The sequence below is a fragment of the Actinomadura pelletieri DSM 43383 genome, from assembly GCF_003634705.1.
In the GTDB taxonomy this organism is placed as follows: Bacteria; Actinomycetota; Actinomycetes; order Streptosporangiales; family Streptosporangiaceae; genus Spirillospora; species Spirillospora pelletieri.
On the sequence record NZ_RBWU01000004.1, the window covers coordinates 326,918 to 349,262 of the forward strand.

General features: G+C 72.3%; 20 protein-coding genes. 3 read left to right on the top strand and 17 right to left on the bottom strand.

Annotation, left to right across the window (positions count from 1 at the left end):
• Positions 1 to 23 precede the first annotated feature (23 nt).
• Positions 24 to 671, bottom strand: coding sequence for a response regulator transcription factor (locus tag BZB76_RS19430; RefSeq protein WP_121435818.1), 648 nt, complete (start codon positions 669 to 671; stop codon positions 24 to 26).
• 16 nt (positions 672 to 687) lie between these two features.
• Positions 688 to 1,845, bottom strand: a complete 1,158-nt coding sequence (locus tag BZB76_RS19435) for a sensor histidine kinase (protein ID WP_246007052.1) — start codon at positions 1,843 to 1,845, stop codon at positions 688 to 690.
• Between the two features lie 347 nt (positions 1,846 to 2,192).
• Here BZB76_RS19435 and BZB76_RS19440 point away from each other — a divergent pair, with 347 nt between their 5' ends.
• Positions 2,193 to 2,564: a VOC family protein gene (locus BZB76_RS19440; RefSeq protein ID WP_121436214.1), complete on the top strand. Its 372-nt coding sequence runs from the start codon at positions 2,193 to 2,195 to the stop codon at positions 2,562 to 2,564.
• Positions 2,565 to 2,804: 240 nt separating this feature from the next.
• Here BZB76_RS19440 and BZB76_RS19445 read toward each other — a convergent pair whose 3' ends face one another.
• The 3 genes from BZB76_RS19445 to BZB76_RS19455 all read right to left on the bottom strand — a co-directional run bounded on the left by BZB76_RS19445 (position 2,805) and on the right by BZB76_RS19455 (position 4,900).
• Complete coding sequence (locus BZB76_RS19445; RefSeq protein WP_121435819.1) at positions 2,805 to 3,383, bottom strand: dihydrofolate reductase family protein; 579 nt, start codon at positions 3,381 to 3,383, stop codon at positions 2,805 to 2,807.
• A 64-nt stretch (positions 3,384 to 3,447) separates the two neighbouring features.
• A complete protein-coding gene (locus tag BZB76_RS19450; RefSeq protein WP_121435820.1) occupies positions 3,448 to 4,434 on the bottom strand; it encodes a sigma-70 family RNA polymerase sigma factor in 987 nt (328 codons plus the stop codon).
• A gap of 10 nt (positions 4,435 to 4,444) precedes the next feature.
• Positions 4,445 to 4,900, bottom strand: coding sequence for a MarR family winged helix-turn-helix transcriptional regulator (locus BZB76_RS19455; RefSeq protein WP_121435821.1), 456 nt, complete (start codon positions 4,898 to 4,900; stop codon positions 4,445 to 4,447).
• Positions 4,901 to 4,981: 81 nt separating this feature from the next.
• On the opposite strand from BZB76_RS19455, the gene BZB76_RS19460 reads away from it, so the two are divergent.
• Positions 4,982 to 6,478 (top strand): MDR family MFS transporter, encoded by a 1,497-nt coding sequence (locus BZB76_RS19460; protein WP_147449474.1) that lies wholly within the window; start codon positions 4,982 to 4,984, stop codon positions 6,476 to 6,478.
• Here the strand turns inward: BZB76_RS19460 and BZB76_RS19465 are convergent.
• From BZB76_RS19465 to tkt, 12 genes are all read right to left on the bottom strand, one after another.
• Positions 6,475 to 7,137 carry a response regulator transcription factor gene (locus BZB76_RS19465; RefSeq protein ID WP_121435823.1) on the bottom strand — a complete coding sequence of 221 codons (663 nt, stop codon included), beginning with the start codon at positions 7,135 to 7,137 and terminating at the stop codon, positions 6,475 to 6,477. The genes BZB76_RS19460 and BZB76_RS19465 overlap by 4 nt on opposite strands.
• A gap of 9 nt (positions 7,138 to 7,146) precedes the next feature.
• Positions 7,147 to 7,575: a pyridoxamine 5'-phosphate oxidase family protein gene (locus tag BZB76_RS19470; protein WP_121435824.1), complete on the bottom strand. Its 429-nt coding sequence runs from the start codon at positions 7,573 to 7,575 to the stop codon at positions 7,147 to 7,149.
• 56 nt (positions 7,576 to 7,631) lie between these two features.
• On the bottom strand, positions 7,632 to 8,783 hold the full coding sequence (locus BZB76_RS19475) for a sensor histidine kinase (protein WP_121435825.1): 1,152 nt from the start codon (positions 8,781 to 8,783) through the stop codon (positions 7,632 to 7,634).
• Between the two features lie 68 nt (positions 8,784 to 8,851).
• Positions 8,852 to 9,184, bottom strand: a complete 333-nt coding sequence (locus BZB76_RS19480; RefSeq protein WP_121435826.1) for a cupin domain-containing protein — start codon at positions 9,182 to 9,184, stop codon at positions 8,852 to 8,854.
• A 42-nt stretch (positions 9,185 to 9,226) separates the two neighbouring features.
• Positions 9,227 to 10,429: a L,D-transpeptidase gene (locus tag BZB76_RS19485; protein ID WP_121435827.1), complete on the bottom strand. Its 1,203-nt coding sequence runs from the start codon at positions 10,427 to 10,429 to the stop codon at positions 9,227 to 9,229.
• A gap of 127 nt (positions 10,430 to 10,556) precedes the next feature.
• Entirely contained in the window at positions 10,557 to 11,297 is a 741-nt protein-coding gene (gene pgl / locus BZB76_RS19490) for a 6-phosphogluconolactonase (protein WP_121435828.1), read from the bottom strand.
• Positions 11,294 to 12,250, bottom strand: a complete 957-nt coding sequence (locus tag BZB76_RS19495; protein WP_121435829.1) for a glucose-6-phosphate dehydrogenase assembly protein OpcA — start codon at positions 12,248 to 12,250, stop codon at positions 11,294 to 11,296. The genes pgl and BZB76_RS19495 overlap by 4 nt, the downstream gene beginning before the upstream one ends.
• A gap of 16 nt (positions 12,251 to 12,266) precedes the next feature.
• Positions 12,267 to 13,817: a glucose-6-phosphate dehydrogenase gene (gene zwf / locus BZB76_RS19500; RefSeq protein ID WP_420534796.1), complete on the bottom strand. Its 1,551-nt coding sequence runs from the start codon at positions 13,815 to 13,817 to the stop codon at positions 12,267 to 12,269.
• A gap of 202 nt (positions 13,818 to 14,019) precedes the next feature.
• Complete coding sequence (locus tag BZB76_RS19505; protein WP_121435830.1) at positions 14,020 to 15,717, bottom strand: phosphoheptose isomerase; 1,698 nt, start codon at positions 15,715 to 15,717, stop codon at positions 14,020 to 14,022.
• Positions 15,718 to 15,870: 153 nt separating this feature from the next.
• Positions 15,871 to 17,463, bottom strand: coding sequence for a glucose-6-phosphate isomerase (locus tag BZB76_RS19510; protein ID WP_337959761.1), 1,593 nt, complete (start codon positions 17,461 to 17,463; stop codon positions 15,871 to 15,873).
• Between the two features lie 96 nt (positions 17,464 to 17,559).
• Positions 17,560 to 18,675, bottom strand: coding sequence for a transaldolase (gene tal / locus BZB76_RS19515; RefSeq protein ID WP_121435832.1), 1,116 nt, complete (start codon positions 18,673 to 18,675; stop codon positions 17,560 to 17,562).
• Positions 18,676 to 18,713: 38 nt separating this feature from the next.
• Positions 18,714 to 20,840: a transketolase gene (tkt, locus tag BZB76_RS19520; protein WP_121435833.1), complete on the bottom strand. Its 2,127-nt coding sequence runs from the start codon at positions 20,838 to 20,840 to the stop codon at positions 18,714 to 18,716.
• Positions 20,841 to 21,313: 473 nt separating this feature from the next.
• On the opposite strand from tkt, the gene BZB76_RS19525 reads away from it, so the two are divergent.
• Complete coding sequence (locus BZB76_RS19525; protein ID WP_211343079.1) at positions 21,314 to 22,330, top strand: heme o synthase; 1,017 nt, start codon at positions 21,314 to 21,316, stop codon at positions 22,328 to 22,330.
• Positions 22,331 to 22,345 lie beyond the last annotated feature (15 nt).

Genomic DNA, 22,345 nt, shown 5'->3' on the forward strand with positions numbered 1-22,345 from the left:
CTCGGACCCAAGCGCCGCCGGCCTCAGGACGTGCCGTCCAGGTAGGCGAGCACGGCCCGCACGCGCCGGTGGCCGGAATCGTCCGGGGCCAGGCCGAGCTTGGCGAAGATGTTGCCGATGTGCTTGTGGACGGCGTTGTCCGAGATCCGCATCCGCTCGGCGATGGTGGCGTTGTCGTGGCCCTGCGCCATGAGCGCGAGCGACTCCCGCTCGCGCGGTGTGAGGCTGTCCAGGGGGTCCCCGGAGCGGCGCGCGAGGAGTTGGGCGACCACCTCGGGGTCCATCGCGGTGCCGCCGGCGGCGACACGGCGCAGGGCGTCGACGAACTCGGCGACCCGGCCGATGCGGTCCTTGAGCAGGTAGCCGATGCCGCCGCGGCCGTCCGACAGGAGTTCCCCGGCGTAGTCGCGTTCGACGTACTGCGACAGCACCAGGATCGGCAACGCGCCATGCTCGCGGCGGGCCCGCAGCGCGGCGTGGATGCCCTCGTCGCGGAACGTCGGCGGCAGCCGCACGTCCACGATGGCGATGTCGGGCCGGTGCCCGGCGACGGCGTCGAGGAACGCCTCGCCGTCGCCGACGACCGCCGCGACCTCGCAGCCCTTCGACGCCAGCAGCAGCTCAAGACCGCTGGACAGCAGCACGTTGTCCTCGGCGATCACGACCCGCACGACACCTCCCGAACGATCACTGTGCGCACGGTATCCGGACGGTGAGCATGGTGGGCCCGCCCGGTGGGCTGTCGAGCCGGACGATGCCGTCCAGCGCGGCGACCCGCCGCCGTATCCCGATGATTCCGGTGCCACGCGCCTCGTCGGCGCCGCCCCGCCCATCGTCGGTGACCTCGATGGACAGCTCGCCGTCCGCGCGGGCGACCCGGACGGCCGCGTGCGTGGCGTCGGCGTGCTTGGACACGTTCGTCAGCGCTTCGGCGATCACGTAGTAGGCCACCGCCTCCACACCCGCCGGGAGCGTGCCCAGCTCGCCGAGCCCGACGCGGACCGGCACGCCCGACCCGGCGGCCAGCGCCGTCAGCGCCCCGTCGAGCCCGCGGTCGGCGAGGATCGGCGGGTAGATCGTCTGAAGCACCGTGCGGAGCTCGGCCATCGCCTCCTCCGCCGTGTCGTGCGCCCGCTCGATCAGCGCCGCGACGGCGTCCGGGTCGTCGCCGAGCGTCTCGCGGGCGATGCCGAGCTGCATGGCGATGGACACCAGGCGCGCCTGCGTGCCGTCGTGCAGATCGCGTTCGATCCGCTGGAGTTCCGTGCCATGGGCGTCGACCATGCCGACCCGGCTCCTGGTCAGCACGTCCACCCGTTCGGTCAGGCGTTCGCGGGCGGACGGCACGAGCACCGCCAGGCACATCCGCGCGTGGAGCCGCGCCAACACCGGAAGCGCCCACCAGGCCGCCGCGCCGAGCGCGGCGATCTGGACGACGCCCCCGACCAGCGCGGTCGCCCAATCGCCCACACGCATCTCGACGAACAAGGTGGGCCGCTCGTCGGGGGGAAACGCCCACCAGAGCGGCAATGTCACCGCCGCGACCACGATGTTGCCCAGACACAGCAGCGCGACCAGCCCGAACGAGAGCCCGACGGCGACGTGCGCGGGCGTCCAAAGAACGGCCCGTCGCCCGCCCGACCACCCGGCCGCCGGAACGCCGAGCAGCTTCCCGGCCCGTCGCCGATGCCATCCCGCCCAGCCCTGGACCGCCGCCGGGACGAGCATCACCGGCAGCGCCACCATCGTGGCGACGGCGGTGGCCAGCGTCCCCAGCAGGTATGACGAGCCGGCGAGCGCGCGGCTGCCCATCCACACCCCCATGACCTCGATCCGGAGCACCATTGTCGACCGACCGCCGCCGCCGGACACTACAGCGGGCTGTAGCAAAGAACCCGCGGCCGGCTGTATCGGCGCGAAAGCCCCACCGCAATAGCGTCCCTGACCATGGAATCAATGCCGAGAGCCCTGATCCGGGGCCTTGTCCTGGTCACCCTTTCCCCGAAGGTCGCGTAGGTGGGTGTGGGCCCAATCCCAGTCGAAACGCCAGCTGCCGGGTTCGTCGAAGGACTGTGTGCGCGGAGGGCGTCGGCGGTCTTGTCCGAGCCGGGGACGGGACGTGACCCTCTCCATGGTCGGGGGCGGTGTTAGGGTGCGCGGCGTAGGCCGATCATGAAGCGGGGGTGGCGGACATGGCGTGTCGGATCAGTGCGCTTGTGCTCGACTGTCGTGACCCGGAGGCGCTGGCCGAGTTCTGGTGTGAGGTGCTCGGGTACGTGGTGCTGGACCGGGACGACGGCGATGTGGAGATCGGTCCGCCGGAGGGTTCCGGCGGTCTGCAGCCGACGTTGCTTCTGAGTCGCAGCGAGGACGTCAAGACGGGCAAGCTCCCGCTGCATATCGACGTCAATGCGACGGATCGGGATCAGGACGCCGAGTTGGAACGCCTCCTGGCGGCGGGCGCGCGGCACGCCGACGTCGGGCAGACCGGGAAAGAGAGCTGGGTCGTCCTCGCCGACCCCGAGGGCAACGAGTTCTGCCTGCTACAGGCTCGGCTTGGTTGATCGTCGGTCGGTCCGCGCGGCGCGGTCGATGGCGTGGACGAGCATGCGCCCCGGTGCACCAGACCGGCGTCGCCAGCGGGATCAACACGATCTCGTCCGGACGGTGGCCGGGGCGGTCGGCGCCCAGGTCGCGGCCGTCCTGCGCGGACGCCCACGTCGGGTGCGCTGCCGGACGAGTCCGGTTACACGCTCGGGTTCGCGGTCTTCGCCGCGGTCGCCGTCGCCTGGCTGGTGCCGGGGTCAGGCCGGGGTGTAGCGGGCGAGGACGAGGTGGCGGCCGGGCAGCGGCTCTGAGTCCAGGAGTCGGAGCCGGACGGGCGACGGGCCGCTGAACAGCGGGGTCCCGCCACCCAGGAGGGACGGGCCGATCATGATGTGGAGTTCGTCGACCAGGCCCGCGGACAGCAGGTCGTGCCACAGTGTGCGGCTGCCGAACATCACGATCCCCTTGCCGGGGGTCTTCTTCAGCTCGGTGATGCGGGTGTGTGCGGCGGCGCGTTCGACGATCTCTGTGTTGTGCCAGGGCGCCGTCTGTTCAGGGATGAGGGTGTCGGAGATGACGACCTTGTCGATGGCGTTGTTGAGCCGGGAGATCTCGCGTTCGACGGCGGGGGCGGACGGGTCGTCGGCGACGGGCGGCCAGTAGGTCTTGAAGCCCTCATAGGTGTCGCGACCGAGCAGGAGGGTGTCGGCTGCCCGGAGGCGTGCGGCGTTGTACTCGTCGAACGCCTCGTGGAAGGGCAGGGCCATGACGTCCTTGCCCGGACCCTCGTAGAAGCCGTCCAGCGAGATGATGTTGACGACGATCAGCTTTGGCATGGTGTTCTCCCTCGGAACTGTGCTTTCACAGGGGGAGAGACACGGGGAAGCGCGGATTCATCGGTCAGGACGAAAGTTCTTCCGCCAGTCCGAAGAGCGGGTGCAGGTTCGGGTCGAGGAAGGTGGAGAGTTCGGTGATCCGGCCGTCCCGGACACTGAGGACGTTGATGGCGCCGATCCGGAAACGGCCGTCGGGGGCGGCCTGGTAGCACGCGAAGGCGGGCTGCCCGTTGGCCGCGACGGGAACGAGCCGCCACGGCGTCTCGAAGACCCGTTCGGCGAGGAAGCGGGTGACGTCGTCGCGGCCGTCGAACCAGGCGGGCAGCGGCGGCATCGTGAACCGGACGTCGTCGGCGAGCAGCGAGACGAGGGCGTCCACGTCGGCGCGTTCCCAGGCGGTGACGAAGGCGTCGATCAGCTCGCGTCGACCGTCCGCGCCGAGGGCGGACAGTTCGGCCTGCTGGGTGGTCGGCGCCATCCGCTCCTGGACGGCCTTGCGCGCCCGTTGCAGGGCGCTGTTCACGGCGGTGGGCGTGAGGTCCAGGAACGAGGCCGTCTCAGCGGCGGAGAACTCCAGCACCTCCCGCAGGATCAGCACCGCGCGCTGGGCGGCGGGCAGGTGCTGCAACGCGGCCACGAACGCCAGTTCGACGTTCTCGCGGCGGGCGAACGCGGCGGCCGGGTCCGGGTCGTCGGGCCAGGGCTCCAGGAAGACCGGGTCGGGGACCGGTTCGCCGAGGTCGTGGACGTCGTCGCGTGGCGGCCCGTGGTCGGGGGAGAGGATGCGTTTCGGGCGCCGGGACGCGAACCGGAGGCAGGCGTTGGTGGTGACCCGGTACAGCCAGGTGCGGAGGGAACTGCGGCCCTGGAACCCGGGCAGGCCGCGCCAGGCGGCGAGCAGCGATTCCTGGAGGGCGTCCTCCGCGTCCTGGACGGAGCCGAGCATGCGGTAGCAGTGCGCCTTCAACTCGCCCTTGTGGCGGGCGGCGAGGGCGTCGAACGCCGCAGGGTCGCCGTCGCGGGCCTTGGTCAGAAGCTCGGTCTCGTCCATACGCGGGGTGTCAGTCGTCGTAGGTGTGGACGAAGCGGGCGAGAAGGCGGGCGAACTCGGCGCGTTCCTCGTCCGTCCAGCCGCTCATGGCCTCGGCGAAATGCTTCTGGCGGGTGCGGCGGGTGGCCTCGACGACGGTGCGACCGGCGTCGGTCAGTTCCAGATGGATGCGCCGACCGTCCTCCTGCGACGCGACACGACGGACATATCCGGACTTGACGGCCTCTGCCACGATGCGGCTGCCGCGGGAGGCGTCCACGCCGAGCCGGGCGGCGACCAGGCCGACGCTCATCTCCTGCCCGGGGTCGTCCGGGCCCTCGTCGATGACGTCCACGACATGCAGGACCTGGACGTCCACGGGGAGGTTGTGCTCGCGGATCGCCGCCCTGCCGAGCCGCTGCCGCGCCATGCCCCGCCGCAGTTTGACCATGCTCCGTTCGACCGCGTCCAGTGCCTCCTCGCTCATGGCGATCAGTCTAGCTAGGTTGCGCAACGCATTATCGTGCGTTAAGCATATAGTTGCTAAACGCACGAGAATGGAGTGTTCGTGACCGCGACATCGATGAGCCATCGGGACCGGCTGCTGGTGTTCGGCGGGCTCCTGCTCGCCGGACTGATGTCCTCGCTTGACGCGACGGTGCTCGGCACCGCGCTACCCGCCATCGTCGGTGACCTGGGCGGACTCGACCGGCTGGCCTGGGTGTCGACCGGGTACGTGCTCGCCACCACCGTCACCGTGCCCCTGTCGGGACGGCTCGGCGACCTGTTCGGCCGCCGCCCGATCCTGCTGGTGGGGCTCCTCGGGTTCATGACCGCGTCGGCGGCGTGCGGGGCGGCGTCATCGATGACCTGGCTGATCGCGTTCCGGGTCGTCCAGGGAGCGGCGGCGGGCTGCCTGCTCAGCTCGATGTTCGCGCTGTCCGGAGACCTGTTCGAGCCGAGGGAGCGCGCGAAGTACCAGGGGTACTCGGCGCTGATCTTCGCGGTGTCCGGCATCGCCGGGCCACTGATCGGCGGCCTGCTCGCCGACCACGCGTCCTGGCGGTGGGCGTTCTATGTCAACCTGCCGCTCGGCCTAGTCGCCACCGCCGCGGTCTTGCTGTTCCTGCGGCTCCCGAAGCCCGAAGGCAGGCCGCGCGTCGACTACCCGGGCATCGTGCTGCTCGGCGCCGCCGTCACCTGCTTCACCCTGGTCACCAGCTGGGCCGGGACGCGCCACCCGTGGCACTCGCCGGTGGTCATCGGGTTGGCGGCGGGCGCGGCGGCGCTGTTCACCCTGTGGGTCCTCGTCGAGCGGACGGCGGCCGAACCGGTCGTGCCGCCCCGGCTGTTCCGCGACCGGTCGTTCGCCGTGGCCTGCGTCGTCGCCGCCGTGGGCGGCGCCACCGGGTTCGGGCTCGCGACGTATTTGCCGATGTTCTTCCAGGTCGTCGGGGGAGTGGGCGCCACGGAGTCGGGTCTCCTGCTCCTGCCGATGATGACCGGTCTCCTCGCCGCTTCCATGGGCGCCGGACGGTACATCGCCCGGACCGGCCGCTACCACCGGCTGCCCGCCGCGAGCATGGCCCTCAGCGGGCTCGGTGTCGCGCTGCTCGCGACCATGGACGCCGACACCGGCCTGGTCACGGCCGGCTGCTTCATGGCGGTGCTCGGCTTCGGCGCCGGGCTGTCCCAGCAGGTCGTCGTGCTCATCGCGCAGAACGCCGCGCCCCGCCGCGACCTCGGTGCCGCGAGCTCCGGGGTCTTCGCCACGAGGATGCTCGGCACCGCCGCGGGCATGGCCGTGTTCGGCGCCATCGTGTCCAGCCGGTTCGCCGAGGAGGTCGGACGCCGCGTCCCGGACGGTCAGGTCCCCGACTTCACCGACGCCGTCCGCCCCGCCGTGCTGGACACCCTCCCCGGCCCGGTGCGCGACGGTGTCGCCGAGGCGTTCGCCGCCGCCTTCTCCGACCTGTTCCTAGCCGGACTCCCGCTCCTCGCGGTCGGTCTCACGACGGCGCTGCTGCTCCCGAACGTGCCGCTACCGCCGCGCGGGAAGGCCTAATCGTCGAGGGCGGCGTCGTGGACGAGGAGGGCGATCTGGACGCGGTTGTTGAGTTCGAGTTTCGTCAGGAGCCGTGACACGTACGCCTTCACGGTCGCGACGCTGAGGGACAGCTCCGCGCCGATCTCGCTGTTGGTCCGGCCGCGTCCGACGAGCGCCGCCACCGCCCGTTCACCGTCGCTGAGGCGGCCGAGCAGCTCACGGGCGCGGGCCTGGCGGGGGTCGGCCCCGGAGTCGGCGACATAGGACATCAGCTTGCGCAGCACGGCGGGCGACATCATCGGCTCGCCCGCGGCGATCTGCCGGATCGCCTGGACGATCTCCGGCGGCGGGGTGTGCTTCAGCAGGAAGCCGCTCGCGCCCGCCCGCATCGCCCGCATGATGTGGTCGTCGGTGTCGAACGTCGTCAGAATGATGATCTCGGGGGGTTCGCGGCGGGAGCGCAGCAGCTCCGTCGCCGCGAGCCCGTCGACGCGGGGCATCCGGATGTCCATCAGGACGACGTCGGGCCGGTGCTGGTTGACGGCCGCGACGACCTCGGCGCCGTCCGCGACGCCTCCCACCACGTCGAGGTCGGGCGCATTCGACAGCATCATCGTCAGGCCGGTGCGGACGAGCGCGTCGTCGTCCACGATCAGGACGCGGATGGGGGAGTCCATCCGGACACTTTACGGCCTGCGCACCCGCCGCCCGCTCACCTCCGCCGGCGCCAGCCGGAACCAGGCGTCACGCTCCCCACCCGGCCAGGGCTCGACCGCCGTGACCTGCGTGATCTCCTCCTCCGACAGGGGGTGCGCGCCGCCGCGCAGCAGAACGCTCCATCCCTCGTGGCTCGCCTCGTCGAAACGGTCGACCTGGAAGGCCATCCGGACCTCCCCGCCGGTCACGGCGGTCAACAGGCTCCGGTTCAGACGGCCCGACACCGAGGTGCGGAAGACCACCGCGTCGCCGTCGAGGGAGTAGTTCACGGGGACGACCGTGGGCCCCTCGCCGTCGTCGAACGCGACGCGTCCGACGGTGCCGTCGGCGATGAGCCGCAGGCACTCGTCGTGGTCGAGTTCTTCGAGGACGGGCCGGTCGGCGGAGTTCGCAGCCATGCGTGCCATCTTCCCCGACGACCCCGCCGCCATGCTCGACCGGGGCGGCAGATGATCTACAGGGGCAGCCGGGCGTGCAGGCGGAACCGGCCGTCGCCGGTGCGGCCGTGCTCCAGTGTCCCGCCGAGCAGCGCGACCCGTTCGGCGAGGCCGACGAGCCCGGCGCCCGCCCCGGGCATCGCGAGTTCGGGCGGGCCGGGCGGGACGGCGTTGACGACCTCGATCTTCAGGTCCCTTCCGGCGTCGAGGGTCACCTGGACGGCGGCGCCCGGCGCGTGCTTGCGGGCGTTGGTCAGCCCCTCCTGGATGATCCGGTACGCGTGCCGTCCCACGCGGGACGGGACGCGGTCCGGCTCGGGGACGTTCTCGTCCAACGTCACACGGCCCCCGGCGCGCCGGGACTCCGAGACGAGGCCCGGCACGTCCGCGAGCGTCGGCTGCGGTCGCTCCGGTTCGGCGCCCGGCGCGTCGTGTCGCAGCACGCCGATGACCTCCCGCAGGTCCTCCATCGCCTCGAAGGCGCACTGCCGGATGACCCCGGCGGCCTCCCGCTGCTGGGCGGGGGTATCCGGGCGGAACTCCAGCGCCCCGGCGTGCACGGCAAGCAGTGAGATCCGGTGCGCGAGGACGTCGTGCATCTCCCGGGCGAGCCGCTCCCGTTCCAGCAGCCGGGCCTCCTCGATCCGCAGCAACTGCTCGGTCTCGGCGGCACGGGCTCGCTCCTTCAACGACTCGATGAGCTGCCGCCGCGACCGGACGAGCATCCCCACGGCGAGCGTCACCGTGTAGCCGAGGCCGAACACGACGGTCGACTCCCAGCGTTCCCGCGTGCTCAGGTGGGCGTCCGTGACCTGGAACACCACCACGACGATCGCCGTGTTCAGCAGGGCCGTGCCGACCGCGGGCCGCCAGGGCCGGTGGACCGCGACGTTGAACACGCTCATCGCCGTCGCGCCCCAGGAGAGGGAGTTGGTGAACCCCAGGACCGTCAGGAACAGCGCCACCCCGACCGGCCACCGGCGGCGCAGGAGCAGCAGCGTCAGGAGACCGAACGACCCCAGCACGATCTGCTGAACATTGAAGAACAGGGGCGGGGTCCCCGGATAGGACTCGCGGGCGCCTTCCAGCACCACGAGCCCGATCAACAGGGCGGCGGTCGTGACGGCGACATCGCGCGCCCACTCGCGCGCGGACCTGCGGGGATTCACCCCACCACGCTAACCGCCGCGCCCCGGTGCGGCAGTGGCCGCAGGTCGGTGCCCCGTCGACTTTGGTATCAGCCGACCTTGGCGACGGTGAGCAGGACGGCCGAGTCCTCCAGCGCCTCCAGGCTGTGCCGCGCGTCCGGGACGATCAGCAGGTCACCGGAGATCCCGTCCCAGGAGTTCTCGCCGCTCACCAGCCGCACCCGCCCGCGCAGGACCACGATCGTCGCCTCGCCGGGGTTCTCGTGCTCGGCCAGCGTCGTGCCCGCCGTCAGCGCGATCAGCGTCTGCCGCAGGACGCGCTCGTGCCCGCCGTAGACGGTGTCGGCGCTACGCCCGGTGGAACCCGCGGCGGCGCGCTTCAGATGGTCGCGAACCTGTGCGTCCAGCGAGAGCTTCTGCATGAGCCCAGTGTGCCAGTGATCGTGGGGACGGCGGGCGTCGGGTCACGACAGGGGAGCGCTCGTGATCGGCTTGCCGACGGCGCTGCCCGCCAGCCAGTCCTGCCAGGACTTCGCCCACGGCGTGGGGCCGTTCCCGAACCGGAGTTTCCGGGACGTGCCGGTCACGTTGACGATGTCGCCGCGGTTGGTGAAGTCGTAGAACCACTTGGCGTCCGCGGGGGAGGCGTTCACACAGCCGTGGCTGACGTTGTCCTCGCCCTGGGAGTTGGTCGACCACGGCGCCGAGTGCACGAACGTCCCGCTGTAGGTGAGGCGGACGTTCCACTTCGTCGGGATCCGGTACTCGCCGGGGTTGCCGGTGGTCGCGGAGTCCATGATGATCTTCGCCGCCTTCTCCTGCGCGATCATCGTGCCGCTGTAGCTCTCATGTCCGGGTTTGCCGAGGCTGACCCGCATCGTCCGCACGGTCTCGCCGCCGTCGGTGACGGTGGCGCGGTGCTTCTTGGCGTCGATGGTGGTGATGTGCTTCGGGCCGACGGTGAAGGCGACGCTCCGGTCCTTCGTCCCGTACAGGCCTTCACCGGCCTTCACACCCGCCAGGTGCGCGATGACCTTCACCTTCTGCCCGGTCGGCCAGTACTCGCGGGGCCGGAAGTCGACCTCCTTGTCACTGATCCACGACCAGGCGCCCTCGACCGGCTTGGACGTCCGGACCTCCAGGGCCTTCTCGACCGCGACCTTGCCCTCCTTCGTCGGCACCGGCTTGGAGAGCAGCAGTTGCACCGGCATGCCGACGCCCACGGTCTCCCCGTCGAGCGGCGACATGCCGCTCTCCAGCTTCTTCGCCGGTGTCAGCGTCGTGAACGTGGACGTCGCGGTGACCGGGTCACCGCCGTCGCCGGAACCCTTCGCGGTCACCGTGTAGGTGGTGGACGGACGCAGCGTCCACGATGACCGCCACGACGTGCCGTCCGCCGCGAGCGTCCCCGAGGCCGGGGTGCGCTGCTGACCGTAGGTGAGGGTCACGCCCGTGAGCCTGCCGCCCTCGGCCTTGACGGTGACCGGTTGGTCGGGCGCGATCTGCTGGGCTCCGTTCGCCGGGGTGATGGCCAGCTTCACCGCGTTCTTGTCATCACCCCCGCTGCCACCGCCCCCGCCTCCGTCGCCGCCGGACGAACAGCCCGCGACGAGCAGCACCGCACCGGCGACCAGCGCGCCCGCGGCCGCGGGCCGACCCTTGAGCATCAGCGATCTCCTCACGCTCGAACGCGTACACCTGTCAAGGTATGCGCGGATTTGCGTAAGGCATGCGTAAGTTCGGGGCCCGTTCCGGGAGCCGTGCCACCGCACCCGGGGAGCGCTCGGGGAGGTGTCAGGACGCGGCGGTGGCCCTGTCCAGCAGGAACAGGGTGCGTTCCCGGCCGCGCGCCCCGGCGACCGGTGCCACGGAGGGATCCGCGCCCGACAACCCGAGCCGGACCGCCTCCGCCTTCGACTCCCCGGACGCCAGCAGCCACACCTCGCGGGCCGCGCACAGCGACGGGAACGTCAGCGAGATCCGGGTCGGCGGCGGCTTCGGGGAGTTCCGCACCGCCACCACCGGACGTTCGTCGTCCAACGCGGGCGTCCCCGGGAACAGGGACGCCACGTGCGCGTCGGGGCCGACGCCGAGCATCAGCACGTCGAACGTCGGCACCGGGCCCTCGGAATCCGACGCGGCCCGCAGTCGCGCGGCGTACCGTTCGGCGGCGGCGTCCGGGTCGTCGCCGTCCGGGCCGTCCGTCGCGGGCATCGGACGCACCCGCGCCGGATCGACCGGGACGTGGTCGAGCAGCGCCGCGCGGGCGCCGGTCTCGTTGCGCTCCGGATCGCCCGTGGGCAGGAAACGTTCGTCGCCCCACCACACGTCGAGGCGGCCCCAGTCGACCGCGTCGCGGGCGTCGGTCGCCGCGAGGGCGGCGAGCACGGCCGTGCCGACGCCGCCGCCGGTCAGCACGACCGACGCCGAGCCGCGCGCCGACTGCGCGTCCACGATCCGCGTCACCAGCCGCGCCGCCGCAGCCGCGGCGAGCACCTCCTGGTCGCGGTGCAGCAGCACCGTCGGGTCGGTCACGACCCCGCCGCCCCGTCCGCGGGACTCTCGTCCGCCGTTCCGCCCGCGAGGTCCTTGGCGAACCGGGCCGCCGCGTCGCGGTACACCTCGTCGGGGTCGAGGCGGCGCAGCTCCTCCGCCAGCAGCTCCGCCATCGGGCGGCGCATCAGCGACACCTGCCGGTCGGGCTGCCCCGGACGGCACAGCGTCGCGACCCGCCCGTCGGGACGGTGCACCATGATGTCGCCGCCGGTCGTCCGCAGCCGCACACCGGTCACGCCGGGGCCCTCCGACACCGTCCGCTCCACCGGGACGCCGAGCCGGATCGACAACCACGCCGCCAGCAGCTCCGCGCTCGGGCTGTCCGGCTCCGCCGTCACCTCCCCGCCCACGATCTCGTCGTGCTCCTGGTCGAGCGCGGCGGCCAGCAGCGACCGCCAGTTCGTCAGCCGCGTCCAGGTGAAGTCGGTGTCGCCGGGCCGGTACGCCCCGGCGAGCTGCGCGAGGGTCCCGAGCCGGTCACGGGCCGCGTAGGAGTCGGTGACCCGGCGCTGCGCCAGCCGCCCGAGCGGGTCGTCCGCCGGGCTCTTGGGCACCTTGCCGCCCGGCCACCATGTCACCACCGGCGTGTCGGGCATCAGCAGCGGCACCACCACCGAGTCGGCGTGCTCGGCGAGCGGCCCGTACATGCGCAGCAGCACCGTCTCACCGGGCCCGGTCTCGCCCATGCGGATCTCGGCGTCCAGCCGCGAGGAGTTGCCGCGCGGATCGCGGGAGATCACGGTGAGCACCCGGCACGGATGCTCGCGCGCCGCCTCGGTCGCCGCGCGCACCGCGTCGTACTGCGCCGACTCGTCCGTCACGATGATCAGCGTGAGGACCATGCCGACGGCGGGACCGCCCATCAGATGCCGCGACTGCGTCAGCGCGTCCTGGATCTGCCGGGTGGTGGTGCCGGTCAGGTCGATGTTCATGCGAGCCCCCGTTCCTCTAGAGCCGCCGCCACGTGCGCCCGTCGCGCGCCATCAGCTCGTCGGCGCTGTCGGGCCCGTAGCCGCCGGACTTGTACTGGTCGAGGCCGCCCCGGCCCGCCCAGAACTCCTCGATCGGGTCGAGGATCTTCCAGGACAGCTCGACCTCCTCCTGGCGCGGGAACAGCGGCGGATCGCCGATCAGCACGTCCAGCAGCAGTCGCTCGTAGGCCTCCGGCGAGGTCTCGGTGAACGACTCGCCGTAGGCGAAGTCCATGTTGACGTCCCGGATCTCCATCGAGGTGCCCGGCACCTTCGACCCGAACCTGACCGTGATGCCCTCGTCCGGCTGCACCCGCATGACCAGGGCGTTCTGCCCGAGCTCCTCGGTGTCGGTCTCGGAGAACGGCAGGTGCGGCGCCTGCTGGAACACCATCGCCACCTCCGTCACCCGGCGGCTGAGCCGCTTGCCGGTGCGCAGGTAGAACGGGACGCCCGCCCACCGGCGGTTCTCGATCTCCAGTTTCACCGCGGCGTAGGTCTCGGTGCAGGAGTCGGCGGGGATCCCGTCCTCCTCCAGGTAGCCGCGGACGTTCACGCCGCCCTGCCAGCCCGCCGCGTACTGGCCCCGTGCCGTCGACGCGGTCAGGTCGCCGGGCACCCGCACCGACGAGAGGATCTTGGCCTTCTCGGCGCGGACGGCCTCCGCGCTGAACGAGGTCGGCTCCTCCATCGCCGTCAGCGCCAGCAGCTGCAGGAGATGGTTCTGGATGACGTCGCGGGCCGCGCCGATGCCGTCGTAGTACCCGGCCCGGCCGCCGATGCCGATGTCCTCGGCCATCGTGATCTGCACATGGTCGACGAACGAACGGTTCCAGATCGGCTCGAACATCGTGTTGGCGAACCGCAGCGCCAGGATGTTCTGCACGGTCTCCTTGCCGAGGTAGTGGTCGATCCGGAAGATCGACTCCTCGGGGAAGACACGGTGGACGGTGTCGTTCAGCTCCTGCGCGGTCTTCAGGTCACGGCCGAACGGCTTCTCGATGACGACCCGCCGCCACGCCCGGTCCTTGTGGTCGGCGAGGCCGCTGCGCCGCAGCTGCTCCACGACCTCCGGGAAGAACTTCGGCGGGATCGACAGGTAGAAGGCGTAGTTGCCGCCCGTGCCGCGGCTGCCGTCCAGCTCCTTCACGGCCATCGACAGCGCGTCGAACGCGCCCGGGTCGTCGAAGGTGCCGGGGACGAAGTGCATGCCCTCCGACAGGTGCGTCCACACGTCCTCGCGGAACGGGGTCCGGGCGTGCGCCTTGACCGACTCGTAGGCGATCTGGCGGAAGTCCTCGTGCTCCCAGTCACGGCGGGCGAACCCGACGAGGGAGAACCCCGGCGGCAGCAGCCCCCGGTTCGCCAGGTCGTAGATCGCCGGAAGCAGCTTCTTGCGCGACAGGTCACCGGTGACGCCGAACAGGACGAGCACGCACGGCCCGGCCACACGCGGCAGGCGCTTGTCCCGAGGGTCGCGGAGCGGATTGGCCGGGACGGTCGATGCGCCGGTCAATGGGTCGGTCACGTGGTCCCCTTCGTTAGCGTTCGCTCGGATTGCCCCGTCCCCGGGAGGGCCCTGCGCGCTCGTCCCCCTCCTCGGGCGGGTTCGAGCGGCCGGGCGGCCCCCGCCCGGCGGTCCCGCAGATGCAGCCGTACCCGTTCGGTGGCCGCCTGCAACGGCCCCCGGGCGGTGATGGCCGTCTCCCCCGAGACGACGGCGTCGAGGGTCACGGTCTGCGCGCCCCCGCCACGTCCCGGACGGCCTCGGTCAGCCTGCCCACGCCGTCCGCCGGGTCGCGCAGGTGCAGCCGGATCACCGGGAAGCGCCGTTCGCGCAGCGCCCGCAGCTCACCGAGCGCCCGCGCGATCTGCAGCTTCGCCAGGCTGTAGGGGCGGCCGGGGACGGGCTGCGAGGCGAGCACGTCACCGGGCGCCGGGTCGCCGGTGATGATGAGGAACGCGCCGTTGCCCGGCCCGTCCTTGTGCACCGGTCCAGTCGCGTGCGGGTAGGCGGGTCCCGGCCCGTAGGCGACGGGACGTCCCGACGCGCGGGCGAGCGACGGCGCGAGGTACCGGCCGGAGAAGTCGCCCGACAGGTACGTCATGACCGACAGGTACCCGTCGGACGGCACCGACGCGACCAGCCCGCCGAGAACGGTCCGCAACTCGGCGCCCGGCGGCCACGGGAAGTCGGCGTGGACCTCGATGTCGTCCTCGACGTACACCGGTCGTTCCGCGGTCAACGGACCACGGCCCGCCGCCCGCAGCAGCGCCGCCGCGTCGTCTTCGGACTCCTGGACGACCGTGCTGCCCGCCTCGAACGGGTTCACGCCGAGCAGCCACCCGGCGACCGCCGTCGCGTACTCCCACAACACGAACTGCGCGCCGAGCGGCGCCCACACGGAGGTGTCGGACTCGTCGTCGTCGGCCGCCGCCCGGGGGTTGATCGACACGCCGTGCACGTCGGGGAACGGGCCCTTGCCGCCGGGCGGCTCGAACGTCACGACGCCCTTGCCGCGCTTGCCGGTGCCGACGGCGAGGAGCTGGGAGATCCAGGCGCCGAGCGCGCCGGGCCCGCCGGGCTCGCGCAGCACCACCTTGTCGCGGGTCAGGCCGCCGGGACCCTGCTGCGCGCAGCCGCCGAGGACCGCGCCGAGCAGCAGACCCGGGTTGTCCTCGTCCTTGGCCAGCGACGGCATCAGCGTCGCCGCCTCCTCCAGCAGCCGGTCGGTGTCGGCGCCCGCGAGGACGGCCGGGACCAGCCCGTACGCCGACAGGGCTCCGTAGTGGCCCGGCAGGTACGGGTCGGTCAGCCCGATCCGGTAGCCGCGCTGGCGGGCGTAGTCGTGCAGCGGACTCCCGTGGTCGGTGATGACGAGGAACCGGTTCGCGATCTCCCGCTCGGACAGGCCCAGCTCCCGGAACGCCGCCGTGAAGATCCGCCGGTAGGCGTCGCCCTCCAGCGACACGCCCGCCTTGCTGGCGAGCACGACCAGCGTCCGGTCGAGCCGCTCCATCGCGAACGCGAGCGGGGCCGTGTCGCTGCCGTCCAGGACGGTCAGCCCGCCCGGACCGCCGCGCCCGAACCGCTCGTCGGCGCGGCGCGCGGCCGCCACCGTGGGGGTGTGCGCCTCCACGATCGCCTGCGCGGCGAGGCTCTCCGCGCCGACGCCGATCAGCACGATGTGGTCGAGCCCCGCGTGCCGCGCCTCCTCGACCAGCCCGTTCACCTGCTTGAGCAGGCCCCGGGACGCGAACGGCAGGTCGAGCCAGCCGAGACGGCTGTGGTCGACCGCGCGCGCCCCCCACAGCCTTGGGTCCTTCGCGGCCAGCGCGCCCGGCACGCCACAGCTCACGAGGTAGTCCCGCGCCTGCAACGCCGAGTCCAGCACGTCGCCGCGCGTCAGTACGTCGAATCCCGACACCGTTCCCTCCTGCCTCCCATCGTTTCAGGAGAGAATGGGCATTCGCGACCTTCTCCCACGATCTTTGTTGCGGTGTGATGTCAACAGATGACAGTGCCCTGGTCAGCGCCCTGGTCAGCGCGCCGGTCAGTGCGCCGGTCGGCGGGCGTCCGGTCAGCCCAGCGTCTCGATGAGCTGGGCGACGCCCTCCGCGCGGTCGCGCAGGTGGAGGCGGACGGCGGGACGCCCGAGCGACCGCACCACCCGCAGATCGCCGAACGCCTGGGCGAGCTGCAGCTCCCCGAGGCTGTAGGGCCGCCCCGGAACGGTGACGTCATCCGTGACCGCCCCGGTGACCTGCAGGAACGTTCCGTTCGCCGGGCCGCCCTTGTGGTACTGGCCGACCGTGTGCAGGGACCGCGGCCCCCAGCCGAACGTGACGGGCACCGGGCGCCGGCGAAGCTTCGCGACCCGCGCCGCCAGGGGTGGCCGCAGCCCGGCCGCCGCCGCGTCCCCGACCCGGTCCAGGTACGCCGTCACCGCGAGGTACCCGCCGTCCGGGACGTCCTCCAGGATCACCTCGAGGGCCTCGGCGAGCGTCCGCGCGCCGCGTAGCGTGTCCCGTGGGGCGTGCACCTCCACCGCGCCCGACACCAGCTCCGGCGGGGCGCGCACCACCGTGGGCGCGGCGCCCTCCTCCGAGCGCAGCAGCGCCGCCGTGCTCTCCCGCGACTCGCCGGTGTCCGGCTCGTCGAACGGGTCCACGCCGAGCACCCGGCACGCCACCGCCGTCGCGTACTCCCACAGCAGGAACTGCGCGCCGAGGGGCCCGGCGACGCTCACGCCCGCCTCGCGGCCCGGCCCCGGCTCGTCCGGGCGGCGGCCGAGGATGACCCGGCGCAGATCGTCGGTGAGGTCGAATCCGGGCGCGTCGACGCCCTCCACGACGACCGGCAGCAGCCCCCGGCCGTTCTTGCCGGTCGCGCCGCCGACCAGCTGCTCCGCCCACCTGGTGAAACCGGCGAGCCCGGAGCCGTGGTCGGCGAGGACCAGCTTGTCGCGGTCGCCGAGCGCCGACGAGCCGAGTGCCGCGCCGAGCGCCAGGGCCGGGTTGTCGTACGGCTGCCGCAGCACCTCCGCGAACCGGGACGCCTCGTCCAGCAGGGCGTCCACGTCGACGCCGGCGAGCGCGGCGGCGACGAGGCCCCGCGCGCCGAGCGCGCCGAACCGGTCGTCGACGTCCGGCTCGGCCTGGACGAGGTTGTGCCCCACGTCGAGCGCGGCACGTTCGAGCGCCGACCCCTCCTCGGCCACGACGACGAACCGGCGGGCCAGCTCGGCGCGGCCGAGGCCCGCCGCGGAGAACGCGCGCCCGAACACGCGGCGCAGCGACTCCGCCTCGACGCTCTCGCCCACCACGACCACCAGCGTCCGGTGCAGGTCGCCGGCCAGGACCCCCGACACCTCATGCGGATCGGTGGTGTCGAGAACGATCAGCTCCGGCCCCCCGGAGTTCTCAGAACCGGTCCCCACGGTGCGGACCATTGTGCGGAACATCGCGTCCGAGGCGAGCGCGGACCCGCCCGCGGCGAGCAGGACCACGCGGTCGAGCCCGGTGTCACGGGCCTCGGCCGCGGGCTCGGCCAGCCGGTCCGCCAGCGACCGCGAGGTCTCCGGCAGGTCCAGCCAGCCCAGCCGCCGGGCCGCGAGCGGGGCCGCGTCGGGCCCCCACAGCTTGGCGTTGCCGGACGTCAGCGCGCCCGGCACGCCGTCGGAGACGAGACGGTCCAGGACCGTCTCGCTCTCGTCGACGACGGCGCCGCGGATGGTGACCGAGATCCCCCCCGGCGGTCACCACCGAGGTCACGCGCCGGCCCTCTTGTCCTCCAGCTCGCCGGAGATGGAGCCGAGCAGCTCCTTCCACGAGGCCGCGAACTTCTCCACGCCCTCCTCCTCCAGCACCCGCACGACGTCGTCGTAGTCGACTCCGGCGTCCTTCAACGCCGCCATGTGCGCGCGGGCGTCGTCGTAGGAGCCGCGAACGGTGTCGCCGCGGACCTGACCGTGGTCGGCCACCGCGTCCAGCGTCGCCTCCGGCATCGTGTTGACGGTGCCCGGCGCGACCAGCTCGACCACGTACAGGGTGTCGTCGAGGTCGGGGTCCTTCACACCGGTCGAGGCCCACAGGGGACGCTGGGGACGGGCCCCCGCGTCCTTCAGCGCCCGCCACCGGTCGGTGCCGAACTTCTCCTCGTACAGCGCGTACGCGAGCCGGGCGTTGGCGACGCCCGCCTTGGAGCGCAGCGCCTTCGCCTCGTCCGACCCGATCTTGTCGAGCCGCTTGTCGATCTCGGTGTCCACCCGGCTGACGAAGAACGACGCCACCGACGTGATCTTTGTCAGGTCGTGGCCGTTCTCCCGAGCCTGCTCCAGCCCGGCGAAGAACGCGTCGATGACCTCGCCGTAGCGCTCCAGCGAGAAGATCAGCGTCACGTTCACGCTGATGCCCTCGGCCAGCGTCGAGGTGATCGCCGCCAGACCCGCCTTCGTCGCGGGGATCTTGATGAACAGGTTGGGCCGGTCCACCAGCCACCACAGCATCTTCGCCTCGGCGGCCGTGGCGCGGGTGTCGCCGGCGAGTCGCGGATCGACCTCGATGGACACGCGGCCGTCCAGCCCGTCCGTCCGGTCGTACACCGGGCGCAGAACGTCGCAGCCCCACCGGATGTCCCGGGTGATGATCGCCCGGGAGGCCTCCTCGACGTCCACCCCGAGCACCGCGAGGTCACGGACCTGGTCGTCGTAGGCGTCGCCCTTGCTCAACGCCTTCGCGAAGATCGTCGGGTTGGACGTGACGCCGACGACGTGCCTGTCCTTGACCAGCTCCGCGAGGTTGCCCGACCGCAGCCGTTCACGGCTGATGTCGTCGAGCCAGATCGACACGCCCTCGTCCGAGAGCGCCTTCAGGTTGTCGCTCATCGTGCCTGCCTCCTCAACGCCCGGTTCGGTCGCCGGGCTCAGTTGCCGGTCGTCTCGCCGCGTCCGGCGTGCTTGACGCACGCCTTGATCAGGCTCGCCTTCGCCGCCGCGACGATCCGCTCGGCGGTGATGCCGAACTGCAGGAACAGCGTCTTGTAGTCGGCGGACGCGCCGAAGTGCTCCAGGCTCACCGCCTCGCCGGCGTCGCCGATGTAGGCGCGCCAGCCGAGCGCCACCCCCGCCTCCACGGACACGCGGGCGCGCACGCCGGGCGGCAGCACCTCCTGCCGGTAGGCGTCGGACTGCGCCTCGAACCACTCCACGCACGGCATCGACACGACCCGGGTCGGCGTGCCCTCCGCCTGGAGCGCGTCCCGCGCCTCCAGCGCGAGCTGCACCTCGCTGCCGGTCGCGATGAGGATCACGTCGGGCCGCCCGCCGTCGGCGTCGGCGAGCACGTAGCCGCCCTTGGCGGTGCCCTCCGCGGACGCGAGCGCGCCGCCACGGTCGAGCGTCGGCAGCTTCTGCCGGGTCAGCGCGAGCCCCGCCGGACGGTCGGTGTGGCCGAGGATCGTCCGCCACGCGACCGCCGTCTCGTTGGCGTCGGCCGGACGGACCACGTCCAGCCCCGGAATCGCCCGCAGCGACCACAGGTGCTCGACCGGCTGGTGCGTCGGGCCGTCCTCGCCGAGACCGATCGAGTCGTGCGTCCACACGAACGTCACCGGCAGCTTCATCAGGGCCGCGAGCCGCACCGCCGGACGCATGTAGTCGCTGAAGACCAGGAACGTGCCACCGTAGGGGCGCGTTCCGCCGTGCAGCGCGATGCCGTTGCAGATCGCCGCCATCGCGTGCTCGCGGACACCGAAGTGCAGCGTCCGGCCGTACCGGTGCCCGGGGAACTCCTTGGTCTGGAACTCCTCCGGGACGAACGACGGCTCGCCCTTCATCGTCGTGTTGTTGCTCTCGGCCAGGTCGGCGGAGCCGCCCCACAGCTCCGGCAGCACCGGCGCCAGCGCGGCGAGGATCTGCCCGGACGCCGCGCGGGTCGCGATGTCCTTGCCGGGCTCGAACTCCGGCAGCGCGGCCTCCCACCCGGACGGCGCCGTGCGCGTCGAGATCCGGTCGTACTCGGCGGCCCGCTCGGGGTTCCGCGCCCGCCACGCCTCGAACGCCCGGTTCCACTCGGCGTGGTCGGCGCGGCCCCGGTCGGACACCGCGCGGGCGTGCGCCAGGACGTCCTCGGGGACGTGGAAGCTCTCGGCCGGGTCCATGCCGAGGATCCGCTTCGTCGCGGCGACCTCGTCCTCGCCCAGCGCCGAACCGTGGATCTTGCCGGTGTTCTTCTTGTTCGGCGCGGGCCACCCGATGATGGTCCGCAGCGCGATGAAGGAGGGACGCGCCGTCTCGGCCTTCGCGGCCTCGAACGCGGCGGCGAGCGCGGCGACGTTCTCCTCGTAGTCGCCGTTCTCCGTCCAGTCGACGTGGTGGACGTCCCACCCGTACGCGGCGTACCGGGCCCGGACGTCCTCCGACAGCGCGATCGCGGTGTCGTCCTCGATCGAGATGTGGTTGTCGTCGTACAGCAGGACCAGGTTGCCGAGCCGCTGGTGGGCGGCGAGGGCGCTCGCCTCGTGGCTGATGCCCTCCTGGATGTCCCCGTCGGACGCGAACGCCCAGATCGTGTGGTCGAACGGCGACTCGCCCTCCGGCGCGTCCGGGTCGAACAGGCCGCGTTCGCGGCGCGCCGCCATCGCCATCCCGACGGCGTTCGCGATGCCCTGGCCGAGCGGGCCCGTCGTCGTCTCCACCCCGGCGGTGTGCCCGACCTCGGGGTGGCCCGGGGTGAGGCTGCCCCACTTGCGCAGCGCCTTCAGGTCGTCCAGCGTCATCGGGTAGCCCGACAGGTACAGCTGGATGTAGAGGGTCAGGCTGGAGTGTCCGCAGGACAACACGAATCTGTCCCGGCCGGCCCAGTGCGGGTCGGTCGGGTCGTGCCGGAGGAACCGCTGGAAGAGGAGGTAGGCGGCGGGCGCGAGGCTCATCGCCGTTCCGGGGTGGCCGGACCCCGCCTCCTCGACCGCGTCCATGGCGAGGGCGCGGACCACGTCGACCGCCCGCCGGTCCTGGTCGGACCATTCAAACGTGCTGTTGTTCCTGCTCACGGAACGCCAGGCTCCTCTCGAACCGGTGTTACAGATCCACTCTGTGATGTTGTGCCGCCGCGTTCACGCCCGACCCGCCGCCCACGGGGTCGTCCAGGGGCGACAACGTTCGCCGGCGCGGCGCCTCTTCCTTGTTCCGGCACTTCTCTCCGGGGGTCCGACACTTTCCTCCCGGCCCGTGCGGCCGCCCCGTCGGGGGTCCCCGGGGATCATGCCGCGCCCTTTCGCGAGCCTATCGCGACCTTGCCCGGACGCCCGCGAGTCAATCGTCCCGGCGGACGATCCGGCGGGTGATCCCTGACCCGGTGCGCGACCTCCGGAGGGGGCGCACTACAGTGATTGCGCGGTTGACGACAGCGGCCGCGGCAGGAACGAAGCCGGAAGTTGCATCCAGCCGAGGCCGGCCCGGGAACGCGGGGGCGCCGCCGAGGTGGTACGCGATTTCTCACCCCTAGTTGGACGTGGACCCGATTGTGACGGTGCTCAGTAACAAGCGCGGAGTCGAGCTCGACGACCTCGACGGCCGGGCGCCGGTGGCGACGCCGACCCCGCTCGTGCCGGCGACCGCCGAGCCGCTCCCGGACCCGGCCCCGGCCGTCCGCCCGTCGTTCGGCGCGAGCGTGCGCGCCTACGTCGCGCTGACCAAGCCGCGTGTGATCGAGCTGCTGCTGATCACCACCCTTCCGGTGATGTTCCTGGCGGACGGCGGTGTTCCCGCGCTGTCCACCGTGCTGCTGACGCTGGCGTTCGGCACGATGTCCGCCGGCGCCGCCAACGCGATCAACTGCTACATCGACCGCGACATCGACGCCAAGATGCGCCGGACGCGGCGCCGCCCGCTGGCCCGCCACCAGGTCACCCCGGCCCGCGCGCTGATCTTCGGGGTGGGGCTGGCGACGGTGTCCACCGCCGGGTTCCTGCTCACCGTCAACCCGGTCGCCGCGGCCGGGTCGCTGTTCGCGATCCTGTTCTACGTCTTCGTGTACTCGCTGCTGCTCAAGCGGCGGACGTCGCAGAACGTCGTGTGGGGCGGCATCGCCGGGTGCATGCCCGTCCTGATCGGCTGGGCGGCGGTGACCGGAGGCGTCGCCTGGACGCCGCTCGTCCTGTTCGGCGTCGTGTTCCTGTGGACGCCGCCGCACACGTGGACGCTCGCCATGCGCTACCGCGACGACTACGCGGTCGCCAAGGTCCCGATGCTCCCGGTCGTCGCCACCGAACGCCGCGTCGTCACCGAGAGCCTCGTCTACACCTACGCCACCGTCGCGTGCTCGCTGCTGCTGTGGCCGGTCGCCGGAATGGGCCCGGTGTACGGCGCCGTCGCCGTCGCCCTCGGGCTGGTGTTCCTCGCCGAGGGGCACCGGCTGCTGCGCGCGGTGCGCGCCGGGGTGACGGGTGTCCACCTGCGGCCGATGCGGTTCTTCCACCTGTCCAACGTCTACCTGGCGTTGCTGTTCACCGCCGTGGCCATCGACCCGATCTTGTCGTAACGCCTACGGGGGCGG